General features: G+C 38.5%; 6 protein-coding genes. 2 read left to right on the forward strand and 4 right to left on the reverse strand.

The window, feature by feature from the left end:
- Positions 1-38: 38 nt before the first annotated feature.
- Both QMD71_09860 and QMD71_09865 read left to right on the forward strand, forming a co-directional pair.
- A complete protein-coding gene (locus QMD71_09860) occupies positions 39-278 on the forward strand; it encodes a hypothetical protein (GenBank protein ID MDI6841129.1) in 240 nt (79 codons plus the stop codon).
- Between the two features lie 306 nt (positions 279-584).
- A complete protein-coding gene (locus QMD71_09865; protein ID MDI6841130.1) occupies positions 585-1,535 on the forward strand; it encodes a T9SS type A sorting domain-containing protein in 951 nt (316 codons plus the stop codon).
- 314 nt (positions 1,536-1,849) lie between these two features.
- Here the strand turns inward: QMD71_09865 and QMD71_09870 are convergent, their stop codons facing one another.
- Genes QMD71_09870 through QMD71_09885 form a run of 4 tightly spaced genes read right to left on the reverse strand, consistent with a single transcriptional unit; the run spans position 1,850 to position 4,367 of the window.
- The gene (locus QMD71_09870) at positions 1,850-3,052 is read right to left on the reverse strand and encodes a cation:proton antiporter (GenBank protein ID MDI6841131.1); all 1,203 of its coding nucleotides are present in this window, start codon (positions 3,050-3,052) and stop codon (positions 1,850-1,852) included.
- Positions 3,049-3,789, reverse strand: a complete 741-nt coding sequence (locus QMD71_09875) for a transglutaminase-like domain-containing protein (GenBank protein ID MDI6841132.1) — start codon at positions 3,787-3,789, stop codon at positions 3,049-3,051. Before QMD71_09875 ends, QMD71_09870 begins: the two co-directional genes overlap by 4 nt.
- A gap of 27 nt (positions 3,790-3,816) precedes the next feature.
- Complete coding sequence (locus QMD71_09880; GenBank protein ID MDI6841133.1) at positions 3,817-4,176, reverse strand: 4Fe-4S binding protein; 360 nt, start codon at positions 4,174-4,176, stop codon at positions 3,817-3,819.
- Positions 4,173-4,367: a hypothetical protein gene (locus tag QMD71_09885; protein ID MDI6841134.1), complete on the reverse strand. Its 195-nt coding sequence runs from the start codon at positions 4,365-4,367 to the stop codon at positions 4,173-4,175. The genes QMD71_09880 and QMD71_09885 overlap by 4 nt, the downstream gene beginning before the upstream one ends.
- Positions 4,368-4,453: the final 86 nt, after the last annotated feature.

Here is a 4,453-nt window from a genome sequence, read left to right on the forward strand (position 1 = left end):
AATTTAGAGCTAAAATTAAAATGAAGAAATAAAATATTGTGGTTGATAGAAAAAAATATATGAGTCAAGGAGAGAGGCAAAACCATAAATATGGGCTCTGTCCCCTTCACGTCATTGCGCAACCTAAAGGTTGCGGTTACATTTTTTTCCCAAAGTGTAACAAGATTTATGCAAGATACTATAAAACCTGTCCTGACGACAGGTCGGGAATGGAGATGAGGTTAAAGGATAGAGGAGATGTTGAGAGAATTTCAACTAAAAATGATATTCTCTCCTGACAGTTGCGAGCGTATAATGTATGCTATCACTTGGATGTTAAATAATAACTGGGCACGGGCTATGGCGTGAAATTTTTGGAATTTAGTACTTGAGAAATAGAGTTTTTAATTTAGATTTATAAATGGATAGTTTTTGTGGAGGGGGTGATCGGGATATAAAAATAGATATTATAGTTCAGGGCTAATCCACCCTGGCAAAGAGAAGGTTTTGAACTTATGGGAAAGGAAGGTTATGTTGAATCCTGACCACAGGTCAGGACAGGTTTACACAAAATTACTGACATAACCACAAAAAAGGGAGAGAAGATGAAAAATTTATTGTTTATATTGGTAGCCATTTTCTTTGGGGTGCCTGCAGTTGCTGATAATTATTTCATTAATCCAGGCTTTGAGCTTACCCCATGGGATAGTGCATGGTCAAGCTCAACTGAAGGGAGCGGTGCATCTCCTCCTGAATCTACAGGGAGTGCCCACTCAGGTAATACATGCTGTCTATTGGAGGAGGAGGTTTATACTGAGAGTCCATCGGACATATTAGAGAAGAAAGGATGGGTGTGGCAAGAGATAGCCCCTTTAATGGCTTGTACCATTAGTGTTTGGCATAAACATGTCGTATTGGTGGACCAAACTGGACTTACAGGCTCGAATAAGGCAAGGGTCACTATAGAAGTCAAGAAGAATGGCTCGTGGACATTTGAGTGGTACGAAGATGTAGCCGGAGCACCCACAGTAGGTGATTCGAATAAGGTATGGACGCAGTGGGGTAAACGTTATGGAGTTGGCGACACCGTGACTGGTATAAGGTTTTATGCACGTGCCTTCCAGTGGGGTGGGAGTAAGAGTAAAGGATACTGGTATGCGCGTGCAGCAATTTGGGTTGATGATGCTTATATAAATGGTATACCACTTGGGGTAGAAGCCAACGCAAAATGTAACCACCCTGATGCAAAATTGGAAATTTACCCTAACCCATTTAGTAGAAAGACGACAATAGACATAAGACTTAAGACCAAAGACCTAAATGTAGGAGAAGAATCTTTAGTCTACCTTGAGATTTACGATGTTGCGGGTAGGCTTGTACGTTCCTTTAATTTAACCAATCCTGATAAATTGGGAGCACCAATTGCTATTTCGTGGGATGGTACTGATAAAAATGGTAAAATGGTAAGTGCGGGTATCTATTTCTGCAGATTGTCCCATATGGGAGGAAAGGAGTTGACCAAAAAGCTTATTCTGGCTAGTGTCTCGTCTCATTAATCCTTTTCATTATCCTCTATCACCGTCTTGGACAGAATATATTCTGGGCTTTTTGTCCAGACAAAAGGATTAGCGTTTTCATTGTGTCGTTTTATAAAGGCTTTAATCTTCTCAATTAGCTCATCAACACTCCGAAATACTCCACGGCGAAAATGATATTCTCTCTTTTTGACTTTCAAGTTCGGATAATTTAGAGAATAACTTTATTGGGTTTTTATAATTTTTGGGGAATTTGTGTCCAGTTTTCTGACAGTTGAGTGGAAGAAGACAGATTGATGAGAAGTAAATTTGTTAATTTTTTTATCAAAAATTTCTTATCGCTGGATTTGGGCTCTAATTTCTCCTGCTTTTGTAATAGCAAATTTTACTCCAATAGGGCCTATGATTTCAAAGGCAATAGTAGTTGCAGCTATAATAGTAATAGCAAGTGTGGCCATCTTTTCTCCGGCATCCCCCAGTGATGCAAATTCTCTCACAATAAGGTAAGCTAAGCCGAGAGCCACTCCTGCCTGTGATAGCATTCCGAATCCCAAGTATTTTCTGATAACAGCAGGTCTCTTCCCTATAAGAGCGCCCAGCCATGTTCCTCCCATCTTTCCAATGCTTCTGCACATTATATAAGCTACACCTATTATTCCCATTTTCATAAGCACTGGTAGATTAAAGTGAGCACCCGCTAATGCGAAGAAGCAAACAAAAAACGGTGGAACGAAGGCTTCAATAAGTCTGTATGTTCGTGCAGATACTCGTGGGAAAGTGTTAACTATTACCATACTGAGCGCCATATTTGCAAGTATTAATGAGAAATGCATAACTTCTGCCAATCCTACACATAAAAGTATGGCTCCGATTGTTGCTGATAAAAGGATAGCATCTTCTCTGACTTTTTGTGTAAATAGTCCGAAAATTATGCCAATTGCGCCTCCAATTCCAATAGCTAATGCAATTTCAATTAATGGCTTTCCTATTGTAGTGAGGATTGATAGTTTTTCTCCTCCTATGATTATTTTGGCATAAGCTGTGGCAAAAACACAAATGATAACAGCGACTGCATCATCTGCTCCTACTACTATATAGAGCGTCTTTGTAAGTGGACCTTTTGCCCTATATTCCTCCAATACTGCAACTGTTCCGGCTGGTGCAGTTGCACATGCTAATCCTCCAAATATAAGGGCAAGAGAGATTGAGTGAGTAAGTATCCAAACCCCTAAAAAAACGAGTGTAAAAGCGGCTATACATTCGGCGAGTATGAGTATAATAATACCTTTGCCGAGTCTTCTAAGTGCGCCGATTGTAATTTGTGTGCCTATAATGAAGCCGACAAATCCAAGTGTAATATCAGCTATAAAACCGAGGCTATCCAGGACTTCTTTAGAGAGCCATCCAAGGACTGAAGGTCCCAATATTGCTCCTACAATAAGCCATCCAATGATAGAGGGTTGTTTTAATTTTCTTATAAGTCTTGCTCCAATAACTCCGATGATAAGGACAATACCAATGGCAAGCAAATTAGTCATTCTTTACGTAATAATGGTGTCAAGTCTGATTTTTCTCTTTTAAACGGCCTCTTAATAAGAAGTATTATTATGAGCAATAGGAGACAATAACTTAAGGTTATTTTCGGCCTCAAAGCAAGTATGTTTAAACTAATTCTATCAGCTCTATCTCCTATAACCTTTTTAAGTAATTTATATACAGCAGGTAAAATAATTGGAATCCTATTCCAATTTGTCCTCCGAACATCTTGATAAATGTAGGAAGTAAAAGGATAATTCTTCTTATCTACTACTTTCTCAATTAAAGAAGAAGAATTTTTTAAATCCTCCGCGGTTGCAAGGAGCGTATCATTTATCGGAAAGTAATATTTGTAATAAGGGTCGAATACAACCCACCTTTTTTGATAATATACCTCAGTTACCACATGCACTGGAACTCCATCCTTGTAAGAGAAAAGTAACCTCGCCGGAATTCCCATTTTTCTCACAAGTACTGCAAAAACTTTAGCAAAACCGCCACAACCTGAACCATAAGTTAATATATACCTTGGAGTAGTGAGAGTCCCTGTGTTTTTAACTTTTACATTAATATGAACCCAATCCAAGAGAGCAAGAATATTGTCTTTCGCGCAATTCTTGTTAGCCACCTCTTTGATAATAGAATCAAAGAGACAATTATCTCTATGAATACTAATGAGAGTGAATGCTTCGAGCAGGATAAAAATTGAGAAAAGCACCCTATAAACTAACTTTTTCATTTTGCTGCTTTTAAAGAAATAATGGTGTCAAGTCTGATTTTTCTCTTTTACAATATCACCTTTCTTGGGAAGGGGCAAAAACTCATATGGCAGCATCACAAGTCCATTATTTTGATTATAATTCTTATGCACCACAAATATAGCGAGCCCAGGACAGCTTGAGATACACATTCCACAACCATTGCATTTTTCATAATCTACATCTGGCAAATTATTTATATTCCCCTCAATCCTAATCGCTCCCTGGGGACAGGCTTCAGCACACGGATTGCAAGGGATGCGCTCAAAACATTCCACTATTACACAAGCCCCCCGCTCTAACCTTTCCTCCGAAGGCATCACCTTCTTCAACTCCTCCAAACTCACTACCCCCGTCTTCTCAATCATTTTTTGTAAAATGCTTCAAATGCAGACCCTAAATAAAAGATAGCAATTCCTGCTAATGGTAAATTTCCTCGTTTGGTATAGTATATATGTCCGAGATACGAACTCAATGCAAGAATTGGTATTCCTTTTATAGGCTCATTATTGTAGAACTGGCCACCACCAGGTAAAAGAGAAAGTAATAATGGTGTCAAGTCTGATTTTTCTCTTAAAATGTTTGACTTTTCGGGAATTTAGAGCTAAAATTAAAATGAAGAAATAAAATATTGTGGTTGATAGA

Source organism: bacterium (genome assembly GCA_030018315.1).
GTDB lineage: Bacteria > Hydrothermota > UBA3073 > JACQXS01 > JAGMCI01 > JASEGA01.

Bases quoted from the DNA above. Each gene is read 5' to 3' on its own strand.
- QMD71_09875 (MDI6841132.1), bottom strand. From the start codon at position 3,789: ATGAAAAAGTTAGTTTATAGGGTGCTTTTCTCAATTTTTATCCTGCTC.
- QMD71_09880 (MDI6841133.1), bottom strand. From the start codon at position 4,176: ATGATTGAGAAGACGGGGGTAGTGAGTTTGGAGGAGTTGAAGAAGGTG.
- QMD71_09870 (MDI6841131.1), bottom strand. From the start codon at position 3,052: ATGACTAATTTGCTTGCCATTGGTATTGTCCTTATCATCGGAGTTATT.
- QMD71_09865 (MDI6841130.1), top strand. From the start codon at position 585: ATGAAAAATTTATTGTTTATATTGGTAGCCATTTTCTTTGGGGTGCCT.